Consider the following 22,117-nt stretch of genomic DNA (forward strand, 5'->3'; position numbering starts at 1 on the left):
GGGAACGGGTTCACCGACGCAAAAAAAGAGCCCGCTTGCGCGGGCTCCCGAATCCATCGTGCCGCGCCAGTGGCGCGGTCGACCGGTTACTTGATCTTGCCTTCCTTGTAGATCACGTGCTTGCGCACGACCGGATCGTACTTCTTGATTTCGATCTTGTTCGGCGTGTTCTTCTTGTTCTTGTCGGTGGTGTAGAAGTGGCCGGTGCCGGCCGACGAGGTGAGGCGGATCTTGTCGCGCTTGGATGCCATGATCTACTCCTCAGACCTTCTCGCCACGGGCACGCAGCTCGGCAAGCACGGCGTCGATGCCGTTCTTGTCGATGGTGCGCAGGGCATGGCTGGACACACGCAGCTTGACCCAGCGGTTCTCGCTCGCCACCCAGAAGCGGCGTTCGTGAAGGTTGGGCAGCCAGCGGCGGCGGGTTCTGTTGTTGGCGTGCGAGACGTTGTTGCCGCTCTGCACCGCCTTTCCGGTTACTTGACACACGCGTGCCATACGCACCTCGTTCGTTGTCGTGGTGTCCTCCTTGGCCAGGAGAACCTCGGCCCCGCCGCGTTTCCATGATGGAAACCGGCGCGCGATGCGGGAGTCTTGCGGTGTCTTCGCGGGTGCCGGCATCGCGCTGCCGGCGCCTGTCCGGGAATGCCGGGCGAAGCGAGCCGCGCATTATGCCTGCGCGTAGGTGGGCCCGCAAGCGGTTTGCCTTTCCTTCTCCCCGCGGGAGAAGGTGCCGAAGGCGGATGAGGGCGCCACGGCGCGGCGCTTCGTCGACGCTCGGTGGTGCGCCGTTTCGAATTATGTGCCGAGTCGATGCCTCGCCCGATTGACAGGTGGCGCCCTCATCCGCCCTTCCGGGCACCTTCTCCCGCGGGGAGAAGGAAGAACGCGAAGTGCGGAGTTTTCGATTTCCACGCCTTTTGCTGCCGGGAGGAGCGGCGTCAGTTTGCCGGCTCCCGCTCGCGGTTCCAGCCGCGGTGCCTGATGTCCAGCCACAGGGAATAGGCCGCGGTGAAACTCGGAAAGAGGTTCTGCAGCACGCCGACCGAATCGTTCTTGGCCGAGAACAGGAAGTAGCTCAGCGTCATCACGCTGCCGACCAGGCTCATGTACCAGAACATGCGCGGAATCACCGGCCGGCGCGCACGGCGCGAGGCGACGAACTGCACCAGCCAGCGTGCGCCGAACAGGAACGCGCCGGTGTAGCCGATCAATTTCCACGGCGTGACGTGCAGGCCGGTCCACGACAGCCAGAGGATTTCCGAGTTCATCGTTGCAGTTCCTCGACGACGGGACGCCGGGCGCGCCGGATCAGCCAGGCGACGCCGCGCAGATCGGCGATGCCGACCAGCGCGCGGTGCAGGTTGGTGTAGTTCGAGACGCCGCTGCCGCGCGCGCGGTGGTTGACCGGCACGCTGACGGTCTTCCAGCCGGCACGCTGCATCAGCGCGGGCAGGTAGCGGTGCATGTGGTCGAAGTAGGGCAGGTCGAGGAAGGCCTCGCGTTCGAACAGCTTGATGCCGCAGCCGGTGTCGGGCGTGGCGTCGCGCAGCAGGCGGGCGCGGATGGCGTTGGCGATCTTCGAGGCCCAGCGCTTGCTGCCGCTGTCCTTGCGATGCACGCGCCAGCCGGCGTAGAGCTTCGTCGCGGGGTCGCCGGCGTCACGCGCGGCGAGCAGTGTCGGGATGTCGGCCGGATCGTTCTGGCCATCGCCGTCGAGCGTTGCGATCCAGCGGCCGCGCGCGGCCTTGACGCCGTTGCGCACCGCGGTGCTCTGGCCACCCTGTTGCAGGTGGCGCAGCACGCGCAGTTCCGGGTGCACGGGCAGCAGGTCGCGCAGGCGGGCGGGCGTTGCGTCGCCGCTGCAGTCGTCGACATAGACCATTTCGAACGGCGTGACACCGCGCAGCGCCGCGACGATTTCCTCGATCAGCGGCGCGACATTGTCCTGTTCGTTGTGCACCGGCACGACGACGCTGAGCATGGGCGGATTCGGCGGAGTGGGGTGGCGCAGATGGTAACGCGCGGGATGTCGGAACGGTGTCGGGGAGCGCGTTGCACGCCGCTGTGACGCCGCGCGCGCCGTCGTCCCGGCCGGGAACGCGACGGCGCTGCGTCAGCGCCGCACGCGCGCCAGGATGCCTTCGAGCTCGTCCAGGCTGTGGTACTGCACGATCAGCTGCCCCTTGCCGCCGCGGCCGTGCTTCACCGTGACGCGGGCGTTGAGCTGCTCGCCCAGTTCGCGCTCCAGCGTGGCGATGTCGGCGTCGGGCTTCTTCTTCGCGACCGGTTTCGCGCCCGCCGGACCCTGCTGCAGTTGCTGCACGCGCTTCTCGATCTCGCGCACGCTCCAGCCGTCGGCCGCGGCCTGCTGCGCCAGCGCCAGCGCCTGCGCAGGCGGCAGGGTCAGCAGCGCGCGGGCGTGACCCATTTCCAGTTCGCGCCGTTCGACGAACGCACGGATCGCCTCGGGCAGTTCCAGCAGACGCAGCAGGTTCGAGACCGCTGCGCGCGAGCGCCCCACGGCCTCCGCGGCCTGCTGGTGGGTGAGGCTGAATTCGTCGATCAGGCGCTGCAAGGCGAGCGCTTCTTCCAGCGGGTTGAGATCCTCGCGCTGGATGTTTTCGATCAGCGCCATCGCAAGCGCCGTGTGGTCGTCGATCTCGCGGATCACCACCGGCACATCGCGCAACTGCGCCAGCTGCGCCGCACGCCAGCGGCGTTCGCCGGCAATGATCTCGTAGGCACCGGCGCCGATGCCGCGCACGATGATCGGCTGGATCATGCCCTGCGCGCGGATCGATTCGGCCAGCTCGGCGAGCCGGTCCTTGTCCATGTGGCTGCGCGGCTGGTACTTGCCGGGCTGCAGCGCTTCGATCGGCAGCGTGCCGAGGCGGTCGCCGGCGGCGGGCTCGTCCTTCGACGGTGCCGCCGCCTCGCGGATCAGACTGCTCAGGCCGCGACCGAGCGCGGGTTTCTTGCTGGCCATCAGTGCTGTGCCTCCGTGCGGGCCGCCGCGTGCGCGCGCTCGCGGCCGATGATTTCCCCGGCGAGGCCGAGATACGCCACGCCGCCGCGCGAGCCGCGGTCGTATTCGACGATGCTCTGGCCGTGGCTCGGCGCTTCGGCCAGGCGCACGTTGCGCGGGATGACGGTGCGGTAGACCTTGTCGCCGAAATGCCGCTGCAGTTCGGCCGACACCGCGTTGGCGAGGTTGTTGCGCACGTCGTACATGGTGCGCACGATGCCTTCGATCTCGAGCTTCGGATTGAGCCGGCGTTTCACCGCGTCCATCGTGTCGGTGAGCGAGGCGATGCCTTCGAGCGCGAAGTATTCGCACTGCATCGGCACGAGCACGCTGTCGGCCACGGCGAGTGCGTTGAGCGTGAGCAGGCTCAGCGACGGCGGACAGTCGATCAGCACGTACTGGTACTCGCGCGCGATCGGTTCCAGGCCGATCAGCAGGCGCCGTTCGCGGTCCTTCATGTCCATGATCTGCATCTCGGCCGCGATGAGATCGGTGTTGCTCGGCAGCAGGTCGAACTTGCCGGCGGTGGGCTTGATCGCGGCCTTCGCCAGCGCCTCGCCCAGCAGCACTTCGCAGCCGGACGGATGCGCATCGCGCTTGTCGATGCCCGAGGCCATGGTGGCGTTGCCTTGCGGATCCAGATCGATCAGCAGCACGCGCCGGCCGATCTCCGCGAGCGCAGCGGCGAGGTTGACGGCGGTGGTGGTCTTGCCGACCCCGCCTTTCTGGTTGACGACGGCGATGATGCGCGACATGGCGATGCGGATTCTGCCTGACCTGTTGCCTTGGACGGTTCGACCGCGCTGCGTCGCGCCGGGCGCGTGTCAGCGTCAGCCAGCGATGTGTTCGACGACCACCAGATGCCGCTCGGCGTCCAGCCCCGGCACCCGCAGCGGGTGCGTGGCCAGGTGTCGGTAGCCGGGCGGAAGGTCGGCCAGTTCGTCGACGGGATCGCGGCCCTTCATTGCCAGCAGCCGCCCGCCGGGTTTCAGCAGGTGTCCCCCGAGGCGCAGGATACCTGCAAGCGGGGCGAGCGCGCGCGCGAGCAGCTGGTCGTGCTGGCCCGATTCGGGCACGTCCTCGGCACGGCAGTCGTGCACCACGACCCGTTCCAGGCCGAGCGTTCGCACCGCCTCGCGCAGGAAGCGCGCCTTCTTGCCGGCGGTTTCGACCAGCGAGACGGTAAGTCCGGGATTGGCCAGCGCCAGCGGAATGCCGGGCAGGCCGGGCCCGGTGCCGATGTCGGCGATGCGGCCGGCCACGTGGGCATGGATCGAGAGCGAATCGAGCAGATGCTTGACCACCATCTCGTCCGGATCGCGGATCGCGGTGAGGTTGTAGGCCCGGTTCCACTGCACCAGCAACGCCAGATAATCGAGCAGGCGGTCGGTCAGTGGCTGCGCCGGCAGGCCGAGCGCGGCGAGGCCGTCGGACAGGCGCGGGGCGAGGTGGGAAGGACGCGTCACGGCAAGGCCCGGGCGCAAGGGGCGCCAAGTATCGTGGCGTGGCCGTGCGGCCGCAACGCGCTGCCGCCGCAGGGGCGGCTCAGGCTGGCGTGAAGGGCGCGGTCGGACCGCGCGAGCTGCTCAGGCGGCGCGTGCGGAATCGAGCTTGCAGCGCGTGACGCGCAGGCCCAGGTCCGCGAGGCGCTGGTTCAGTTCGGCCTTGAGCTGGGCGGACAGGATGTCCGCATCGTCGGCCGCGGCGCGTGCAAGCAGCGCGGACAGCCCGTCGCCGGCTTCGCGCTGCACGAGTGCGTCCACCGTATCGAGGGCGCCGCCGACCCGCTGCGGTTCGAGGATCTGGTAGTACACCGCGCCACGCGTAGGCAGGCTGGCATCCGTGACGTGCGGTACCGCCACCTGGTGTCCTACCAGACGCACGCGGTGCGCGATGTGGTCGACGAACGGAATGGTCCAGCGCAGGCCCGGCGAGAGGGTGCGGGCGTAGCGGCCGAAGCGGTGCACAGTGCAGGCCATGCCCTCCGGGACGTGCCGCAATCCGCCCAAGGCGAGCGCGGCGACCGGCGCGAGCGTCAACAACAAGATCAGATCCATGGGTGACTCATTTCTTTGCTATTCAACAGCTTGACTGAGAGACGTGAGCCTGCATTGACGACTATGCTGCAAGTGAGAAGAGTTTAACGTGTTTTTACGTCGCCAGATTTAATGGGCGGTTAACAAAGACATACTCCAACGCGCGAGCCAGGGCGCACGCGTGGTGTCTGCGCCCGGCAACGTGCGGCGCGCGGGCGCGGGAGAGTCGTGTTCGGGGTCGCGACCGGGATGGATACGCTGTCGGGTCGGCCGCTGGCGAGGTGGCCGGAGACGGACCCGGCGCGGATACGCGCGAGAGCATGCGGCGGCTCGCGCGGCCGCCTGCGGTCACCTCACGCGACGGATCGGCGGTCGCCTCACGCGGCGGATTGCGGGGAGGATCTCGATGTCGGGGCCTGGCGCGTCATGTGCGCCGGCAGGCGAGTCACTTCTTCGGCACCACCCGCGAGCGCTGCACCGGGCGAGGCTCGCCGCTGCCGGTCAGCGCGCGTTCGGTCTGGTAATCCGCGTAACCGGGCGGATCGCTGCGATTGCCGTCGCCGCCTTTCGTGGCGGGGCGGCGGCGGCCGGCGTCGTCGGTGGGACGCGGTGCGGGAGCGCGGGTTCGACGCGACGCAGGCATGGGCAAGTCCTTCGGATGAGGCACGAATGCGGACACGGGCAGCAAGCCGCATGCCATAGCCGCCAACGGGCGACGCGATCCTCGGCCCGACGCGCGTCCGTCGTGCCTCCGGCGCGTTTGCGCAACGTCGTTGCGACGCATCGGGATGGCGGCTGCACGGTCGCCGGACCGCCCGCGATGCGGGCGCTTTGCCGGCGTCGCAATGCAGCCTGCACAGTATGCCGACGTCGGAACGACGCAGCGGTCGATGCCGCCTGCGCGCTGGCGCACTGCGGCGGAACCGGCGAGAATTCCGTGTGGACATCAAGCATCTCGACCTCAAGGCCCTGGACCGGCTGCTCGGCGCCGCCGAGCGCGAGCGCCAGCGCCGCAGGCAGCGGCGGCCCGCGCACGAAGTCCGCGCGTTGCTGCATGCGTCCGCCGCCGAAGCCGGGTATCGCCTGGCCGACGTCTTTCCGGAATTTCCGATTCCCGCGATCCCGGCCGAACCCGCGCCCGCAACGTCGCCCGCCGACACGCCGTCGGCACACTCGACCGGCGCCGCCGTGCCGAGCGTTGCTGCCGTCGTCGCGGACGCGCGTCCCGCCGACGCGCGCTCGGTGGCGCGCGAAATCGCACGCGCGCTGGTCGGCGTGCCGCATGCCGATGTGCTCGCCGTCGAACTGCGCACGCTGCAGGCGACGCTCGGGCTCGACGCGCAGTGGCCGCTGTTCCATGCCGGCATGGAAGAGGCGAGCCGGCGCAACTGGGTGCACTTCCGCGGCAACGACCGTTGCGTCCTGACCGACGAAGGGGCACGCGCCGCCGCGCAGCCGCTCGTCGCGGAGACGCGCGGGAGCTGACTCGCGCGTCGGGCGCGCCGCATCGCGCACGATCGGAGCCGTTTCGGTGCTGCGCCTCGTGCGATATGCGCACTTGCGGCGACCGGCGCGAGGGATTCAGCCAAACGTCGACAATTGCGGCGCGTCCCGTTGCACTGTTGCGGGTCCGGCGAGCGATCGCCCAGGGCAGGACGTGGCATGCCGCGCAACCGCAAGATTCTCGGCCTTCCGTTGCGTTGGCTCCGGCACCTGGCGCAGGGCGCTCTGCGCGCCCCGGCACCGGTGGCCGAAGCGCCGCTGCGCTCGCGCTTGCTCAGCGCCGAGCAGATGGAAGAGCACGGCCGCACGCTCGCGCAGTCGCACCGCGTGCATGCGCGGCCGCAACCGGATCTGCTTCTGGCGCGCCTGCGGCAGAACGAGCATCTGCTCGACGAAGCCGGAACCCTGCTCACGCGCATGGTGCAGGACGAGATCCGCATCACGCCGGCCGGCGAATGGCTGCTCGACAACTATTACCTGATCGAGGAACAGATCCGCATCGCGCGGCGGCATCTGCCGAAGGACTACAGCCGCCAGCTGCCGTCGCTGGCCGGCGGTCCGTCCACCGGGCTGCCGCGCGTCTACGACCTCGCGCTCGAAGCCATCGCGCACGGCGACGGACGCATCGATGCGGAAACCCTGAGCCGCTTCGTCGCCGCGTACCAGACCGTGACACCGCTGCGGCTGGGCGAACTGTGGGCGATTCCGATCATGCTGCGTCTTGCGCTGATCGAGAACCTGCGGCGCATGGCGGTGCGTGTGATGCGCGACGCTGCCGACCATCGCCTCGCCGGCGACTGGGCCGCACGCCTGAACCGCACCGCCGACGCCGCGCCCAAGGATGTGGTGCTGGTGGTGGCCGACATGGCGCGCTCGTCGCCGCCGATGTCGGGCGCGTTCGTGGCCGAGCTTGCGCGCGGGCTGCACGGACGCAGTACCGCGCTGGCAATGCCGGCGAGCTGGATCGACCAATGGCTGGCGGATGCCGAGCAGAGCGTCGAGGCGCTGGTGCATGCCGAAACGCAGCAGCAGGCGGCCGACCAGGTGTCGATCAGCAACAGCATCGGCAGCCTGCGCTTCCTTGCCCAGATGGATTGGCGCGAATTCGTCGAGACCATGAGCGTGGTCGAACAGACCCTGCGCCAGGATCCGTCCGGGACCTACGCCCGGATGGATTTCGGCACACGCGATGCCTATCGGCACGTGGTGGAGGGCGTCGCGCGGCGCGCCGCGATCGACGAAGTCGAGGTCGCCGCCGCCGCGCTCCGGCTGGCGCGCGCCCGTGCGCAGGCCGACGCACTGGAATCCCATGTCGGTTACTACCTGGTCGACGACGGCGTGACGCGTCTGCAGGCCGAGGTCGCGACCGGTGCGACACGCGCGCCGCGGCTGCGTGCGCGGCGAACGCCGTTGCCGCTGTATCTGCTCCCGATCGCCGCCGTCACCGCGGCCTTCACCTGGGGCATGCTCACCGAAATGCACGCCCAGCGCGTGGGCACGGCGTTGCTGGCGCTGCTGGCGGTGCTCGGCGTCATCGCCTTCAGCGAGCTCGGCATCGCGCTGGTGAACTGGATCGCGACGATCCGCGTCGCGCCACAACCGCTGGCGCGGCTGGATTTTTCCGAGGGCATTCCCGTCGACGCGCGCACCCTGGTTGCGGTGCCGAGCATGCTGGGCAGCCTCGCGGGCATCGACGATCTGATCGAAGGCCTGGAGGTGCGCTTTCTCGCGAACCGCGATCCGCACCTGCACTTCGCCCTGCTGACCGATTTCCTCGATGCTCCGACCCAGGTGCAGCCGGAGGACGATGCGCTGCTCGCGCACGCCGCGCGGCAGATCGATCTGCTCAACGCGCGTTACGCGCCCGAACACGGCCATCGCTTCTTCCTGTTCCACCGTCCGCGCGAATGGAACGCGCGCGAGCGCGTGTGGATGGGGCGCGAACGCAAGCGCGGCAAGCTCGTCGCGCTCAACCGCCTGCTGCGCGGCGGGGTGCCGGGCGGCACCTTCCTGCGCACGGCGGGTAACGTCGACGTACTCAGCAACGTGCGCTACGTGATCACGCTCGACAGCGACACCCGCCTGCCGCGCGACGCGGCGCGCGAGCTTGTCGGCACGCTCGCACACCCGCTCAACCGCGCGCGGTTCGACGAAAGGCGCAGGCGCGTGACACGCGGCTACGGCATCCTGCAACCGAGCGTCGGCAGCAGCATGAGCGGACGCGTGGCGTCGCGTTATGCGCGCATGTACGGCAGCGAACCGGGCATCGATCCGTACACGCGCACCGTCTCCGACGTTTACCAGGACCTGTTCGGCGAAGGCTCGTTCGTCGGCAAGGGAATCTACGACGTGGATGCGTTCGAGCACGCGCTGCACGGTCGGCTGCCGGACAACCGCGTGCTCAGCCACGACCTGCTCGAAGGCTGCTACGCACGCGCCGGACTGGTGAGCGACGTGCGCCTGTACGAGGACTATCCGGCGCGCTATGCCGCCGACGTGAAACGGCGCGCGCGCTGGATTCGCGGCGACTGGCAGCTGCTGCCGTGGCTGCTGCCGCGCGTGCCGCTGCAGGACGGAACCCGGGAGCGCAATCCGCTGTCGTGGCTGTCACGCGGAAAGCTGCTCGACAACCTGCGCCGCAGCCTCGTCCCGCTCGCCGCCACCGCGCTGCTGGTGTTCGGCTGGCTGCTGTTGTCGTCGCCGTTGACGTGGACCGTCTGGCTGCTGTGCCTGCTCGCGTTGCCGGTGCTGGTGCCGGCGATCTGGGATCTGACCACGCGCCCGCCGGACATGGCGCTCGACACGCATCTGCTCGCGCTGCTCCGCTCCAGCGGCCGCCAGCTGCGGCGCGCGGCGGTGAACCTTGCGTGCCTGCCGTACGAGGCGTTTTTCAGCAGCGGCGCGATCGTCCGCACGCTGTGGCGCATGGGCGTCACGCGCCGCGGCTTGCTGCAGTGGAATCCGTCCAGCGAGGTCGAACGCAAGCTCGGCAGCGGCAGCCGCGCGGAGCTGCTCGGCATGTGGCCCGGTCCGGCGTTCGCGCTGTGCGTCGGCGCGATGCTGGCGCGCGCGAATCCGACGGCCCTGTGGGTGGCGGCGCCGATCCTCGCGCTCTGGATCGTTTCGCCCGCGCTGATGGCGTGGCTCGGGCGTCCACCGCAGCAGCGCCGCGCGCAGCTTTCGCCACCGCAGCTGGCCTTCCTCGGCCGCCTTGCACGCCGCACCTGGGGGTTTTTCGAGACGCAGATCCGGGCCGAGGACCACTGGCTGCCGCCGGACAACATCCAGGAGCATCCGGCCTTCGTCGTCGCACGCCGCACCTCGCCGACGAACATCGGTCTTTCGCTGCTCGCCAACCTTGCGGCGCGCGATTTCGGCTACCTGCAGACCGGCGCCGTCATCGAACGCACCGATCGCGTCCTCGCCACGATCGAGACGATGCCGCGCCATCGCGGCCACCTGTACAACTGGTACGACACGGCCACGCTGCAGCCGTTGCCGCCGCGCTACATTTCCACGGTCGACAGCGGCAATCTTGCCGGCCACCTGCTGACCCTGCGACAGGGCCTGCTGGCGTTGATCGACGCGCCGATCCTGGCGCGCAGCACGTTCGACGGCCTCGCCGACACGCTGGGCGTGCTGGAGGAAACGCGCCGAGCGACACCGTCGGCCGACGACGCGATCGAGCGCGCCATCGTGCGCTTCCGCGCCACGCTCGACATCGCCCGCGGCGCGGCGCCGGACACGCTGCGCAGTGCCGAACGCACGCTGGCCGAGCTCGCTGCGCAGGCACGCGAGATCCGTGCCGCGTGGCCGGCTGCAACGGATGGGCTTGCAGGACTCGCCGAGCCCGACTGGAGCGCAGCGCTGGTCGATGCCTGCGAATCGGCGCAGGCCGAACTGGTGTTTTTCGCGCCGTGGCTCGACGCCGTCGACGATGGGCCGCCGCCGGCCGGTCCGATTCCGACGTTGCGCGCCTTGCGCGGCGCGACGCAGGGCGCGGTGGTGCATGCCCGCGCACGCGAACGCATCCTGCAGCTGGAGCGGCTTGCGCACGTTGCCGGCCAGTTCTCGCTGATGGAATACGGCTTCCTCTACGACCGCGCGCATCATCTGCTGTCGATCGGCTACAACGTCGACGACCGCCGGCTCGACGCCGGCCACTACGACCTGCTCGCATCGGAAGCCAGGCTCGGCGTGTTCGTCGCCATCGCGCAGGGCCAGCTGCCGCAGGAGACCTGGTTTGCGCTGGGTCGGCTGCTGACCGAGGTCGACGGCAACGCGGCGCTGCTGTCGTGGAGCGGCTCGATGTTCGAGTACCTGATGCCGCAGCTGGTGATGCCGAGCTATCCCGATACGTTGCTCGACCAGACCGCGAAGCATTCGGTTGCCGCGCAGATCCGGTATGGCCGCCAGCGCGACGTGCCGTGGGGCATTTCGGAGTCGGGCTACAACACCGTCGACGCGCAGATGAACTACCAGTACCGCGCGTTCGGCGTGCCGGGTCTGGGGCTCAAGCGCGGCCTGGCGCAGGATCTGGTCATCGCGCCGTACGCCTCGATGATGGCGCTGATGGTGGCGCCCGATGCCGCATGCCAGAACCTGCAGCGCCTGGTCGAGCTCGGGTTCGGCGGGCGCTTCGGCCTGTTCGAGGCCATCGACTACACGCCACAGCGCGTGCCGCGCGGGCAGGACTTCGCCGTGGTGCGTTCGTACATGGCGCACCACCAGGGCATGGGATTCCTTGCACTGGACTATCTCCTGCGCGACCAGCCGATGCAGAAGCGCTTCGTCGCCGATCCGGAGTTCCAGGCGACCCTGCTGCTGCTGCAGGAGCGCATCCCGCGCACCGGCGTGTTCCATCCGCACGAGGCCGAAACCACCGGCGCGCGCGCCGCGCTGCCGGCGCCGGAAACGCATCTGCGCGTGTTCCGCAATCCCGGCACGGCGCGGCCGTCGGTGCAGATGTTGTCGAACGGCCGCTACCACGGTCTGCTCACGAGCGCCGGCGGCGGCTACAGCCGGCAGCGCGACATGGCCATCACACGCTGGCGCGAGGACGGCACGCGCGACCACTGGGGCACGTTCTGCTATCTGCGCGACGTGGCGAGCGGCGATTTCTGGTCGGCCGCGTTCCAGCCCACCTGCGTGGCGGTCGAGCAGTACGAGGCGATCTTCTCCGACGCCAAGGCCGAGTTCCGCGGTCGCAACCGCGGCTTCGACACGCATCTGGAGATCGCGATCTCGGCCGAGGACGACATCGAGCTGCGCCGCCTGCGCATCGTCAACCGCTCGCGCCAGTCCCGCACGGTCGAGATCACGACCTATGCCGAGGTGGTGCTGGCGCCGCCGCTCGCCGACGAGATGCATCCGGCCTTCGGCAACCTATTCGTGCAGACGAAGATCGTGCGCGAACGCCAGGCGCTGCTGTGCACGCGGCGCGCACGGTCGCAGCACGAGGTGCCGCCGTGGATGTTCCATCTGATGGCGGTGCATTACGCCGACATCGACGCGATTTCCTACGAGACCGACCGTGCGCGGTTCCTCGGGCGCGGCAACACTCCGCGCGCCCCGCAGGCGCTGACGCGACAGGAGACCCTGTCCGACTCGGACGGGTCGGTGCTCGATCCCATCGTCGCGATCCGCGTGCGGATCACGCTTGCGCCGGACCAGAGCGCCATGCTCGACATGGTCACCGGCGTTGGCGGCGATCGCGATGCCTGCCTCGCGCTGATCGATAAGTACCGCGACCGGCGCCTGGCGGACCGCGTGTTCGATCTTGCCTGGACGCACAGCCAGGTGGTGCGGCGCCAGATCAATGCCTCGCAGTCGGATGCGCGCCTGTACGAGCGGCTGGCGGGCCTGATGATCTACACCCACGCGCTGCTGCGCGCCGACAGCGCGGTGCTGCTGCAGAACCGGCGCGGGCAATCGGGGCTGTGGGGGCATGCGATTTCGGGCGACCTGCCGATCGTGCTGGTGCAGATCGCGGACGCGGCCAACATCGAACTGGTGCGCCAGATGGTGCAGGCGCATGCGTACTGGCGCCTGAAAGGCCTGAACGTCGACATGGTGATCTGGAACGAGGACCAGGCCGGTTACCGCCAGCAGTTGCAGGAGCAGATCCTGAGCCTGGTCTCGGCCGGACCCGAAGGCAACGTGCTCGATCGGCCCGGCGGCATCTTCGTGCGGCCGGCGCAGCAGATTTCGCACGAGGATCGGATCCTGCTGCAGACCGTCGCACGCGTCATCGTCAGCGACCAGCGCGGCACGCTGGCGGCGCAGGTGGGCCGCAGCGCGCCGCGCGAACGCACCGTGCCGTTGCTGATCGAGCCGACGGCGGACGCGCCGCCCGCGGACGCGTCCGCGGACGCGACGCCGTGGCCGTTCGCGTCGACCGATGCGCTCCAGTTCGACAACGGCACCGGCGGCTTCTCGCCCGACGGCCGCGAGTACGCGATCGCGCTGCACGACGGCGCGGCGACACCGGCGCCGTGGTCGAACGTGATGGCGAACATGCAGCTGGGCACGGTGGTGAGCGAAAGCTCGTCCGGCTACACCTGGTTCGAGAACGCGCACGAGTTCCGCCTCACGCCATGGCACAACGATCCGGTGTCGGACACCGACGGCGAAGCCTTCTACCTGCGCGACGAGGACAGCGGACGGGTGTGGTCGCCGATGCCGCTCCCGTGCCGCGGCAGCGGCACCTACCGCACGCGCCACGGCTTCGGCTACAGCGTGTACGAGCACGTCGAGGACGGCATCGCGAGCGAGCTGACGGTGTTCGTGGCGCTGCACCAGCCGGTCAAGTTTTCCGTGCTGGTGCTGCGCAACCTGTCCGGCCGTCCGCGGCGCGTGTCGGCGACCGGCTATGTCGAGTGGGTGCTCGGCGACATCCGCGCGAAATCGCAGATGCACGTGGTCAGCGACGTCGACGCCGCGTCCGGCGTGCTCACCGCGCGCAACCCGTACAACACCGAGTTCGCCGGCCGCGTCGCGTTCTTCGACGTCGACGGTCCGACGCGCACCTTCACCGCGGACCGCACCGAATTTCTCGGACGCAACGGCAGCCTTGCCGATCCCGACGCGTTGCGGCGCAGGCACCTGTCCGGTCGCCTCGGTGCCGGGCTTGATCCGTGCGCGGCGCTGCAGGTGCCGTTCGATCTCGCGCCGGGACAACAGGTCGAGACCGCGTTCCGGCTTGGCGTCGGCACCGACCTGCGCGGCGCGCTGCAGATCGCGCAGCGCGCGCGTGGCGTCGCGGCGGCACGCGACGCGCTGGAGGCGGTGCGCATCCACTGGCGCGACACGCTCGATGCGGTGCGCGTGGAGACGCCCGAGCCGAGCGTCGACGTGCTCGCCAACGGCTGGCTGCTGTACCAGACCCTGGCCTGCCGTTACGTCGCACGCAGCGGCTATTACCAGTCCGGCGGCGCGTTCGGCTTCCGCGACCAGCTGCAGGACACCATGGCCACGGTGCACGCGATGCCCGAACTCAGCCGCTCGCATCTGCTGCTCAGCGCCGCGCACCAGTTCCCGCAGGGCGACGTGCTGCACTGGTGGCATCCGCCGCAGGGCCGCGGCGTGCGCACGCGTTGTTCCGACGATTTCCTCTGGCTGCCGCTGGCCGCCTGCCGCTACGTGCAGATCACCGGCGACACCCGCGTGCTCGACGAGCCGGTGCCGTTCGTCGAAGGCCGGCCGGTGGGTGCGGACGAGGAGTCCTACTACGACCTGCCGCTGGCGTCGGGCCTGCAGCGCTCGTTCTACGAGCATTGCGTGCTCGCGTTGCGGCGGGGCACCGAACTGCTGGGCGAACGCGGCCTGCCGCTGATCGGCACCGGCGACTGGAACGACGGCATGAACCGCGTCGGCGACGCCGGGCGCGGGGAAAGCGTGTGGCTCGGCTTCTTCCTGCATCACGTGCTGCTGCAGTTCGAGCCGCTCGCGCGCGAACGCGGCGACGTCGCGTTCGCGGCGTACTGCGTCGACGCCGCGCGGCGCTTGCGCGACAACATCGAGGTGCACGCCTGGGATGGCGCGTGGTACCGGCGCGCGTGGTTCGACGACGGCACGCCGCTGGGCTCGCAGCAGAGCGACGAATGCCGCATCGACTCGATTTCGCAGAGCTGGTCCGTGCTGTCGGGCGCGGCCGATCCGGCGCGCGCGAACGAGGCGATGGCGGCGCTGGATCGCCATCTCGTCAAACGCGAGGCCGGCCTGATCCAGCTGCTCGATCCGCCGTTCGACACCACGCCCAAGGACCCCGGCTACATCCGTGGCTACGTGCCCGGCGTGCGCGAAAACGGCGGGCAGTACACGCACGCGGCGGTGTGGGCGGCGATGGCGTTCGCGCAGCTGGGCGACAGCGCGAAGGCCTGGGAACTGGCGCGCATGATCAATCCGGTGCACCATGCGCGCGACGCCGATGCCGTGGCGACCTACAAGGTGGAACCGTACGTGCTTGCGGCCGATGTCTACGGCGTGGCCCCGCACGTGGGCCGCGGCGGCTGGACCTGGTACACCGGCTCGGCCGGCTGGATGTACCGCCTGCTGACCGAGTCCCTGCTCGGCCTGCAGCGCGAGGGCGACACGCTGCGGTTGCAGCCGTGCATCCCGGCGGACTGGCCGGGCTACCGCATCCGCTTCCGGCACGGGGAAAGCCTGTACGCGATCGAGGTGGTCCAGGTCGACGCGAACGAGATCGATGCGCTGCCCGCCAGCCTGCATCTGGACGGCGTGGCGCAGGACGGACTGCGCTTCCCGATCCGCGACGATGGCGCCACCCATCGCGTGGACGTCCGCTGGCCGCGGCCGCCGCGGTGATGGCGACCGGGTCGTCGCGCACGCCGGCGCTTGCGTGCGGGGGCGCTTTGCGCTTGGATGGCGGCGCGAGGTTCCCATGCGTTCGACCCTGTCCAGACGCGTCGTCACCGACCTGCTCGCACACGCCGACGTGCGCACCGACGGCGCGCGTCCGTTCGATCTGCGTGTGCACGACGAGGGGTTCTACGCACGTGTCCTTGCGCAGGGATCGCTCGGCTTCGGCGAGAGCTACATGGACGGTGCGTGGGACAGCGCCGACCTCGACGAACTCCTGTTCCGCCTCGTCGCCGCGCGGCTGGACGAGCGCGTGCACGGCCGCGCCGAGCTGTGGGCGGCGCTGCGTGCGCGCCTGCTGAATCTGCAGGCGGGCCGGCGTGCATGGGACGTGGGCCTGCGCCACTACGACCTCGGCAACGATCTGTACGCGGCGATGCTCGACCCGCACATGCAGTACAGCTGCGGCTACTGGCGCGAGGCCGACACGCTGGACGCCGCCCAGGTCGCGAAACTGCGCCTGGTCTGCGAAAAGCTGGGGTTCGCGCCCGGCATGCACGTGCTCGACATCGGCTGCGGCTGGGGTACCGCGCTTGCGTTCGCGGCGCGCGAGTACGGCGTCAGCGGCGTCGGCGTCACGATCTCGCGCGAGCAGGCGGCGTACGCGCGCGAGCGCTGCGCGGGGCTGCCGATCGAGATCCGCACGCAGGATTACCGCGAACTCGACGGCCGCTTCGACCGCATCGTCTCGATCGGCATGTTCGAGCACGTCGGGGTGCGCAACTACCGCACCTATTTCGAGACCGCGCGCCGGCTGCTGCACGACGACGGCCTCTTCCTGCTGCACAGCATCGGCGGCGAGGCGAGTGTCGACCACACCGACGCGTGGATCGAGAAGTACATCTTTCCCAATTCGATGCTGCCGTCCGCCGCGCAGATCGCGCGCGCGGTCGAAGGCGTGTTCGTGCTGGAGGACTGGCACAATTTCGGCGCCGACTATGTCCGCACGCTGCGCGCGTGGCGCGCCAACATCGAGGCGCGCTGGCAGGCGCTCCCGGCGCGCTACGACGAACGCTTTCGCCGCATGTGGCGTTACTACCTCGCGGCCGCCGCGGCCGGATTCCGCGCGCGCCGCACCCAGCTGTGGCAGCTGGTGCTGTCGCCGCGCGGCGTGCCGGGCGGCTACCGCAGCCTGCGCTGAGCCGCCGGTTCGCTCAGGCCGCGTCGGACGTGAATGCCTTCGGCAGCATGCCCAGGAAGAACGCCCAGCCGAACGGGTAGTCGCTGATGTCGGCCGCGCGGGTGAAGCCCTCGTGCACGAGCGTGACGCGCGTGCCGCTGCCCTCGCTCGCGAACAGCCAGGTGATGCGTTGCGGCGGCATGTCCGGATCGCCGCGCCAGTCCGGCCAGTCGGTCACGAGTTTCTCGTTCTCGACCAGTTCGAGGATGCGGGATGGACCGCCGGCCACGTCGCGTTCGCCGATCCGGTAGTTCCAGCCGTAGCTGTAGCGGCCGCCGACGTGCGGCTCGACCTGCGCCGCCGACGCGATCCAGCGATCGAGGCTGGCCGGATCGAGGAAGCTGGCGAACACGCGTTCGCGCGGCGCGTCGATGAGGATGGACGCGGTGACGCGAGGGTCCGGATCGGTGAAGTCCGGGCGCGAGATTGCCGCGCCGCCATCGAGCCAGGCCTGCAGGTTGCCGAAGTACAGGCGCCAGAGATCGTCGACCAGTTCCTTCGCACGGCCGATCGCTGGCGCGCGCGCGAAGCGGTGCACGGCGCGCAGGCGCGTACCGCCCGGGTTCGTGTCCGCATCGCCAGGCGCCAGCAACAGTTCGACGGTGCCGGTTTCGCCGTGCATCGGCCACGTGAAGACGAGGCGGTGCGGTGGCTCGAACGCAAGCAGCTGCTGGGTGGCGTCGGTGCGCGTGGGCACGGCGTAGGTGTGACGGCCCCAGAAGCGGAAGCGACCGTCGGGGCGCGCATCGACGTCCACCGATTCGGCGAACCATGCGCGCAGCGCGTCGGGATCCGTCAGTGCCGCGAACAGCGTCTCGGGCGAGACCTTGAAGTCGCTGCCGAAGTCGTTTTCGAGGGCGGTCATGCGTTGCGTCCGGTCGGGTGGAGGGAGGTCACGAGGAGAGATCGATGTCGGCTTCGATCGCACGCTTGAGATCGCTCAGGCGCGCGCTCCAGAACAGGCGGTACGGCGCCAGCCAGCGGTCCACGCTGGCGAGCGCGGCGGCGTCGAGCGAATAGAGCCGCGCCTGCGCCTGCCGCCGCTCGTGCAGCAGGCCGGCGCGGCGCAGCACGCCGATGTGCCTGGCGATGGCCGGCCGGCTCACCGGGAAATGCCGCGCCAGATCCCCGGCGCGCAGTTCCTGTCGGCGCAGCAGATCGAGAATCGCGCGGCGCGTGGGATCGGCGATGGCGGCGAACACGGCGCCGGACTGCTGCTGTGTAACCATGTGGTTACATTAGGCGGCTGCCCTCGTGTCTGCAAGGGGTCGGGGCCGGGCAGGAACGCGTGAAGAGGAGCAAGGAACGAGTCCGTGCCGGCTTTTCACCCGTTTCTCGCTGCTGATTTCATCACTCGTTCCTCGCTCCCGGCCCTCCGCTATCCTTGCCCGATGCCACCGATCCGCGGTCGCGCCCCATGATGCGGGCGCTCTACACCCTGACGATGTACCTGCTGACGCCGGTGATCCTCTACCGGCTCGCGTTCCGCGGCCTGCGCGCGCGCGGCTATTTCTCGCGCTGGTTCGAGCGCTTCGGCTTCTTTCCCGATCCGAAGATGACCGGCTCGATCTGGGTGCACGCGGTGTCGGTGGGCGAGGTCAACGCGGCCGCGCCGCTGATCGACGCGCTGCGCGAGCGCTACGCCGACCATCCCTTCGTCGTCACCACGGTCACGCCCACCGGCTCGGACCGCGTGCGCCAGCTCTGGGGCGACCTCGTGTTCCACGTCTACCTGCCGTACGACCTGCCGGCCGCGATCCGCCGCTTTCTCACCCGGGTGCAGCCGCGCGTGGCGGTGATCATGGAAACCGAGATCTGGCCCAACCTGTTCCGCGAGTGCGAACGCAGCGGCGTGCCGATCGTGGTGGCGAACGCGCGGCTCTCGCGCCAGTCGCTCGACGGCTACGGGCCGGTGCGCCCGCTGGCGCGTGCGGCGATCCGCAGCGCCACCTTCGTCGCCGCGCAGTCGCAGCAGGACGCCGAACGCTTCCTCGAGCTCGGCACGCGCCCCGAACGCCTGCACATCGTCGGCAACGTGAAATACGACATGCGCGTGCCGCTCGATCTCAAGCGCCAGGCCGCCGCGTGGCGCGAGCGCTGGGGCGCGGGCCGGCCCACGTGGATGGCCGCCAGTACGCACGAGGGCGAAGAGCAGGCCATCATCGAGGCGCATTCGCAGGTGCTGCGGCGGTTTCCCGACGCGCTGCTGCTCGTCGCCCCGCGCCATCCCGAGCGGTTCCGGCCGATGGCGCAGCTGTGCCGCAGCTACGGGTTCCGCACCGCGTGCCGCACCGAGGAGGGCATGGCCGATGCGCAGACCCAGTGCTTCGTCATCGACACGCTCGGCGAACTGGTGCCGTTCTGCGCCGCGGCCGACATCGCCTTCGTCGCCGGCAGCCTGGAAGCGATCGGCGGCCACAACGTGCTGGAGCCCGCGGCGCTCGGCGTGCCGGTGATCGTCGGCCCGCACACGTTCAATTTCGAGGAGGTGACCGACGCCCTGCTCGAACGCGGCGCCGCGCTGCGTGTGCCCGATGCCGACGCGCTTGCCGCGGAAGTGCAGCGCCTGCTCGGCGATCCGGCGCAGCGCGAGGCGATGGGTGCGGCGGCGCTGGGCCTGGTCGAATGCCAGCGCGGCGCGGTGGCGCGGACGCTGCGCATCATCGAGCGCGTGGTGGCCGGCAAGCAGCCGATCACGCGCAACCCGGACGCGAGGCGAAGGTCGTCGGGACGCGGTCGATGACGGTGCGGCGGGCGGCCGGCGTGCCGCCCGCACGGAGATCGGGTCGCCGCAGCGCGCGGGACATGCCCGCGCGCGCGTCCGGACCGCCCGCGATGACGCGGCCCGGCGGGCGCGGGACTCAGCCGCCCGGCGGCACCTGCGGAACCGGCTCGATCTCGACCGGCTCCACCGGCTCGACCTGCGACTCGCCGTCCGGCGTGATCGCACTGCCGTCCGCGGACGGCGGCAGGTCGAGCGCGGCTTCGGCATCGCGCACCAGGTTGCGGTTCACGTCCTGCACGTCGTTGATGGCGATCGTGCCGGCGGCCTGCTTCAGGCGCAGCGTGTTGACCAGGAAGTTGTGGCGCGAGGTCGAGTAGCCGCTCTGCGCGGAGAACAGGGTCTGCTGCGAGATCAGCACGTCGACGATGGTGCGGGTGCCCACCTCGAAACCGGCTTCGGTGGCTTCGAGCGCGCTTTGCGCGGAGACCAGTGCCTGGCGGCGCGCCTCGATCTCGCTGATGCCGGCGAGCAGCGACCGGAACGCGTTGCGCGTCTGGCGCGTGACGGCGCGGCGCTGCTGTTCGAGCACGTCCTCGTTCGCATCGCGGGTGTAGATGGCCTGGCGCACGCGCGACTGGGTGAGGCCGCCGGTGAAGATCGGCACCACGAGCTGGATGCCGATGGTCTTGTCGGTGCCTTCGTTGTTGCTCGGCTCGGTGAAGCCGCCGCTGCGCGACTCGCCCCAGTTGAAGCCCTTGCCGTAGCTGGCCGAGCCGGTGAGATAGGGCAGGTGGCCGGCGCGTGCGGTGGAGATGTCGTGGCCGGCGGCCTGCACGGCGTATTCCTGCGCCAGCAGCGTGGGGTTTTCCGCAAGCGCGGTCTCGACCCAGCGCGCGATGTCGTCCGGCACCGGCTTGGACGGCGCGAAATCGTCGCTCAGGCCCTGCAGGTTGGTCATGGCCTGGCCGGTGATTTCGGTCAGCGCCTCGCGCGCGTCGTCGAGGAACACTTCCGCGGCGATGGCGTTGGCGCGCGAGCTGTCGTAGCGCGCGCGCGCCTCGTGCACGTCGGTGATGGCGGTGAGGCCCACCTCGAAGCGCTGGTCGGCCTGGTCGAGCTGGCGCTTCACCGCGCGCTCCTCGGCGCGTGCGAACGCGAGCGAGTCGATCGCGGTGAGCGTGTTGAAGTAGGCCTCGGCCACGCGGACCATCAGCGCGTCGTTGGCGGCATCGTAGGTCGCGTCGGCGCCGGCCGAGCGCGAGCGGCTGGCGCGCAGGTTGGTGTAGTTGCGGTGGTCGTAGATGCTCTGGGTGAGGTCGATGCCGTAGCTGCGCGAGCTGTTTTCGGACGAACCGGCCTGGGTCGAGATGATCGGCGGATCGATCGAGATGACGCGCGAGCCCTCGCTGTCGCTGCGGGTGCGGTTGTAGCCGGCGGAGGCGCTGATCTGCGGCAGCAGGTTGGACCGCGCCTGCGGCACGCCTTCCTGCGTGACGAGCCGGTTGGCGTCGGCCGCGGCCAGCTGCGGATCGCTCTGGCGCGCCAGATCGTAGGCCTGCATCAGGTCGGCCGCCGGGGCGGCGCCGGCGGCGCAGCTCAGCAGCAGGGCGGCGCACAGGGGGCGGAGGCGGGGCAGCGCGGTCATCGGGAATCCTCGGAAAGGCGTTGGTCGTAGCGTCGGGATAGAAGGGATGCGGTCAGAGCACGAAACGTTCCACGGGTGCCGCACCGCGCAGATAGGGCAGATCGGTTTCGAACAGGCTTTCCGGCGCCATCGCCACGCCGCCGTTGTGGCGAAGCAGGACGGCTTCCAGCGCCGGTGCGTGACCGCGGACCGCGAACAGGCGCCCGCCGGGCTTGAGCCAGGCGAGGAACGCCGCCGGCACGGCCGTGACCGCGCCGGTGACGGCGACTGCGTCGAACTGCCGGCCGGGCGCGAATCCGAGGGCGTCGGCCACTTCCACGCGCACGTTGGCAAGACCCGTCGCGGCGAGGCGGTCGCGCGCGCGTTCGACGAAGTCGGCATGGATGTCGATGCTGTGCACGTCGCGCGCGAGCCGCGCCAGACACGCGGTCAGAAAGCCGCTGCCGGTGCCGATTTCCAGCACCTCGTCCTCGGGCGAGATGTCCAGCGCCTGCAGCAGCCGGCCTTCGACCACGGGCTTCATCATCGATTCGCCGTGCTCCAGCGGCAGCGCCATGTCCGTGAACGCGAGGCGGCGGTGGCGCGACGGCACGAAGTCCTCGCGCCGCAGCGTGGCCAGCGTGTCGAGCACGCGCGGATCGAGCACCTCCCACGGCCGCACCTGCTGCTCCACCATCGCGTGGCGCGCGAGTTCGAAATCGATGGGCATGGCGGAATCCTTGGGGCGGTGCGCGGCGGGAAGGGAGCGAAATTCTAGTGCCGCACCGCATCATGGGCAAAGAAAGCTTCGCCGTCGCGGCCCGCAGGCCGTAGTGCCGGAAGTCACCGGGACGTTCGACGCGGCGGCGTCAAGGCGGGACCGGCTGCCGGGCCGCGCTTCCGCTGGCCGCAGGCGCGGCTGCGACCTGCGTGCAGGGGACTGGCCATACGTAAGGAGCCGAGGAAAAAGGTCAGCGCCGGTCCGATCGGTGTCCAAAAGTGTGAAATACGTCACACTTTTCACTCGACCGCCTCCGCAGCTTTGAACTAGGCTTGGGGGGCCGGGGACATCGGGACGGCGCAAAGGTTCCGCTTGCGAACCTGCCCGGGACGCGGCGGCAAATGCACGATTTTTCGGAAA

The 22,117-nt window shown here is 70.0% G+C and carries 17 protein-coding genes; 4 read left to right on the plus strand and 13 right to left on the minus strand.

Features of this window, described 5'->3' with window-relative positions:
• Positions 1-86 precede the first annotated feature (86 nt).
• The 9 genes from rpmG to HNQ52_RS07255 form a co-directional block, all read right to left on the minus strand.
• Entirely contained in the window at positions 87-254 is a 168-nt protein-coding gene (rpmG, locus tag HNQ52_RS07215; protein ID WP_425486485.1) for a 50S ribosomal protein L33, read from the minus strand.
• A gap of 7 nt (positions 255-261) precedes the next feature.
• On the minus strand, positions 262-498 hold the full coding sequence (gene rpmB, locus HNQ52_RS07220) for a 50S ribosomal protein L28 (RefSeq protein WP_183960730.1): 237 nt from the start codon (positions 496-498) through the stop codon (positions 262-264).
• A 443-nt stretch (positions 499-941) separates the two neighbouring features.
• A complete protein-coding gene (locus HNQ52_RS07225) occupies positions 942-1,271 on the minus strand; it encodes a lipid-A-disaccharide synthase N-terminal domain-containing protein (protein WP_183960428.1) in 330 nt (109 codons plus the stop codon).
• Positions 1,268-1,984, minus strand: coding sequence for a glycosyltransferase (locus tag HNQ52_RS07230; RefSeq protein ID WP_183960429.1), 717 nt, complete (start codon positions 1,982-1,984; stop codon positions 1,268-1,270). The genes HNQ52_RS07225 and HNQ52_RS07230 overlap by 4 nt, the downstream gene beginning before the upstream one ends.
• A 132-nt stretch (positions 1,985-2,116) precedes the next feature.
• Positions 2,117-2,989: a ParB/RepB/Spo0J family partition protein gene (locus tag HNQ52_RS07235; RefSeq protein WP_183960430.1), complete on the minus strand. Its 873-nt coding sequence runs from the start codon at positions 2,987-2,989 to the stop codon at positions 2,117-2,119.
• Positions 2,989-3,783: a ParA family protein gene (locus HNQ52_RS07240; protein WP_183960431.1), complete on the minus strand. Its 795-nt coding sequence runs from the start codon at positions 3,781-3,783 to the stop codon at positions 2,989-2,991. Before HNQ52_RS07240 ends, HNQ52_RS07235 begins: the two co-directional genes overlap by 1 nt.
• Positions 3,784-3,858: 75 nt before the next feature.
• On the minus strand, positions 3,859-4,494 hold the full coding sequence (gene rsmG, locus HNQ52_RS07245; protein ID WP_183960432.1) for a 16S rRNA (guanine(527)-N(7))-methyltransferase RsmG: 636 nt from the start codon (positions 4,492-4,494) through the stop codon (positions 3,859-3,861).
• Positions 4,495-4,614: 120 nt separating this feature from the next.
• The gene (locus HNQ52_RS07250) at positions 4,615-5,085 is read right to left on the minus strand and encodes an SPFH domain-containing protein (protein WP_183960433.1); all 471 of its coding nucleotides are present in this window, start codon (positions 5,083-5,085) and stop codon (positions 4,615-4,617) included.
• 424 nt (positions 5,086-5,509) lie between these two features.
• Positions 5,510-5,707 (minus strand): hypothetical protein, encoded by a 198-nt coding sequence (locus HNQ52_RS07255; protein WP_183960434.1) that lies wholly within the window; start codon positions 5,705-5,707, stop codon positions 5,510-5,512.
• 296 nt (positions 5,708-6,003) lie between these two features.
• On the opposite strand from HNQ52_RS07255, the gene HNQ52_RS07260 reads away from it, so the two are divergent.
• The 3 genes from HNQ52_RS07260 (at position 6,004) to cfa (ending at position 16,588) form a co-directional block, all read left to right on the plus strand.
• Positions 6,004-6,549 (plus strand): hypothetical protein, encoded by a 546-nt coding sequence (locus HNQ52_RS07260; protein ID WP_183960435.1) that lies wholly within the window; start codon positions 6,004-6,006, stop codon positions 6,547-6,549.
• Between the two features lie 177 nt (positions 6,550-6,726).
• Complete coding sequence (locus HNQ52_RS07265) at positions 6,727-15,393, plus strand: glycoside hydrolase family 94 protein (protein WP_425486480.1); 8,667 nt, start codon at positions 6,727-6,729, stop codon at positions 15,391-15,393.
• 76 nt (positions 15,394-15,469) lie between these two features.
• Positions 15,470-16,588, plus strand: a complete 1,119-nt coding sequence (gene cfa, locus HNQ52_RS07270; RefSeq protein ID WP_183960436.1) for a cyclopropane fatty acyl phospholipid synthase — start codon at positions 15,470-15,472, stop codon at positions 16,586-16,588.
• A gap of 13 nt (positions 16,589-16,601) precedes the next feature.
• On the opposite strand, the gene HNQ52_RS07275 is transcribed toward cfa, so the two are convergent.
• A complete protein-coding gene (locus HNQ52_RS07275) occupies positions 16,602-17,492 on the minus strand; it encodes an SRPBCC family protein (protein ID WP_183960437.1) in 891 nt (296 codons plus the stop codon).
• 28 nt (positions 17,493-17,520) lie between these two features.
• Positions 17,521-17,856: a metalloregulator ArsR/SmtB family transcription factor gene (locus tag HNQ52_RS07280; RefSeq protein WP_183960438.1), complete on the minus strand. Its 336-nt coding sequence runs from the start codon at positions 17,854-17,856 to the stop codon at positions 17,521-17,523.
• 188 nt (positions 17,857-18,044) lie between these two features.
• On the opposite strand from HNQ52_RS07280, the gene waaA reads away from it, so the two are divergent.
• Positions 18,045-19,370 carry a lipid IV(A) 3-deoxy-D-manno-octulosonic acid transferase gene (waaA, locus tag HNQ52_RS07285; RefSeq protein WP_343059235.1) on the plus strand — a complete coding sequence of 442 codons (1,326 nt, stop codon included), beginning with the start codon at positions 18,045-18,047 and terminating at the stop codon, positions 19,368-19,370.
• Between the two features lie 118 nt (positions 19,371-19,488).
• Here the strand turns inward: waaA and HNQ52_RS07290 are convergent, their stop codons facing one another.
• Both HNQ52_RS07290 and HNQ52_RS07295 read right to left on the minus strand, forming a co-directional pair.
• Positions 19,489-20,997 (minus strand): TolC family outer membrane protein, encoded by a 1,509-nt coding sequence (locus HNQ52_RS07290; protein WP_183960439.1) that lies wholly within the window; start codon positions 20,995-20,997, stop codon positions 19,489-19,491.
• Between the two features lie 52 nt (positions 20,998-21,049).
• A complete protein-coding gene (locus HNQ52_RS07295; RefSeq protein WP_183960440.1) occupies positions 21,050-21,706 on the minus strand; it encodes a protein-L-isoaspartate O-methyltransferase family protein in 657 nt (218 codons plus the stop codon).
• Positions 21,707-22,117: the final 411 nt, after the last annotated feature.

The organism is Chiayiivirga flava (assembly GCF_014202825.1).
GTDB classification, from domain to species: Bacteria; Pseudomonadota; Gammaproteobacteria; order Xanthomonadales; family Xanthomonadaceae; genus Chiayiivirga; species Chiayiivirga flava.

Bases quoted from the DNA above. Each gene is read 5' to 3' on its own strand.
- rpmB (WP_183960730.1), bottom strand. From the start codon at position 498: ATGGCACGCGTGTGTCAAGTAACCGGAAAGGCGGTGCAGAGCGGCAAC.
- HNQ52_RS07225 (WP_183960428.1), bottom strand. From the start codon at position 1,271: ATGAACTCGGAAATCCTCTGGCTGTCGTGGACCGGCCTGCACGTCACG.
- HNQ52_RS07230 (WP_183960429.1), bottom strand. From the start codon at position 1,984: ATGCTCAGCGTCGTCGTGCCGGTGCACAACGAACAGGACAATGTCGCG.
- HNQ52_RS07235 (WP_183960430.1), bottom strand. From the start codon at position 2,989: ATGGCCAGCAAGAAACCCGCGCTCGGTCGCGGCCTGAGCAGTCTGATC.
- HNQ52_RS07240 (WP_183960431.1), bottom strand. From the start codon at position 3,783: ATGTCGCGCATCATCGCCGTCGTCAACCAGAAAGGCGGGGTCGGCAAG.
- HNQ52_RS07250 (WP_183960433.1), bottom strand. From the start codon at position 5,085: ATGGATCTGATCTTGTTGTTGACGCTCGCGCCGGTCGCCGCGCTCGCC.
- HNQ52_RS07255 (WP_183960434.1), bottom strand. From the start codon at position 5,707: ATGCCTGCGTCGCGTCGAACCCGCGCTCCCGCACCGCGTCCCACCGAC.
- HNQ52_RS07265 (WP_425486480.1), top strand. From the start codon at position 6,727: ATGCCGCGCAACCGCAAGATTCTCGGCCTTCCGTTGCGTTGGCTCCGG.
- cfa (WP_183960436.1), top strand. From the start codon at position 15,470: ATGCGTTCGACCCTGTCCAGACGCGTCGTCACCGACCTGCTCGCACAC.
- HNQ52_RS07275 (WP_183960437.1), bottom strand. From the start codon at position 17,492: ATGACCGCCCTCGAAAACGACTTCGGCAGCGACTTCAAGGTCTCGCCC.
- HNQ52_RS07280 (WP_183960438.1), bottom strand. From the start codon at position 17,856: ATGGTTACACAGCAGCAGTCCGGCGCCGTGTTCGCCGCCATCGCCGAT.
- waaA (WP_343059235.1), top strand. From the start codon at position 18,045: ATGATGCGGGCGCTCTACACCCTGACGATGTACCTGCTGACGCCGGTG.
- HNQ52_RS07290 (WP_183960439.1), bottom strand. From the start codon at position 20,997: ATGACCGCGCTGCCCCGCCTCCGCCCCCTGTGCGCCGCCCTGCTGCTG.
- HNQ52_RS07295 (WP_183960440.1), bottom strand. From the start codon at position 21,706: ATGCCCATCGATTTCGAACTCGCGCGCCACGCGATGGTGGAGCAGCAG.